The 846-nt window shown below is 55.3% G+C and carries 1 protein-coding gene; it reads right to left on the reverse strand.

What is annotated here, in order from left to right; all coding sequences use genetic code 11:
* Nucleotides 1-49: 49 nt before the first annotated feature.
* Nucleotides 50-846 (reverse strand): argininosuccinate synthase (argG, locus tag ACTHUM_RS15800; protein WP_440403392.1); only part of this gene is annotated, 797 nt, incomplete at its 5' end.

An 846-nucleotide genomic window follows, 5' to 3' on the forward strand; every position in this document is an offset into this window, starting at 1 on the left:
CTTTCATTTTATTCCTTTGAAAATAAGGGGGCTTTAAAGCCCCCTGATTCTACTCCTTATTATTCAACTGCGGTAATACGGAGCCTTCGCCCAATGCCAACAAACCGCTTTGCGAGTAAATACCCAGTTTGGCGCGGGTATCGGTGATGTCGAGGTTGCGCATGGTCAGTTGGCCGATGCGGTCGAGCGGTGTGAACGCTGCGTCTTCGACTTTTTCCATGCTCAGGCGTTCCGGTTGGTAGGTCAGGTTGGGCGATTCGGTGTTCAGAATCGAGTAGTCGTTGCCGCGGCGCAGTTCGAGGGTGACTTCGCCGGTGATGGCTTTGGCGACCCAGCGTTGGGCGGTTTCGCGCAACATAAGGGCTTGGCTGTCAAACCAGCGGCCTTGGTAGAGCAGGCGGCCGAGGCGCAGGCCGTTGATGCGGTATTGTTCGATGGTGTCTTCGTTGTGGATGCCGGTGACCAAACGCTCGTAGGCGATGTGGAACAATGCCATGCCCGGGGCTTCGTAGATGCCGCGCGATTTGGCTTCGATGATGCGGTTTTCGATTTGGTCGCTCATGCCCAAGCCGTGGCGGCCGCCGATGCGGTTGGCCTCGAGGAAGAGTTCGACAGGATCGGCGTATTCTTTGCCGTTTAGTGCAACCGGCACGCCTTCTTCAAAGCGTACGCTAACTTCTTCGGGTTTGACTTCGACGCTTTCGTCCCAGAAGGCAACGCCCATGATGGGCTTAACGATTTTGATGCCGCTGTTGAGGAATTCCAAGTCTTTGGCTTCGTGGGTGGCACCCAGCATGTTGGAGTCGGTAGAGTAGGCTTTTTCAACCGACATTTTGTAGTGGAAGC

Source organism: Neisseria sp. P0021.S006 (assembly GCF_051956895.1).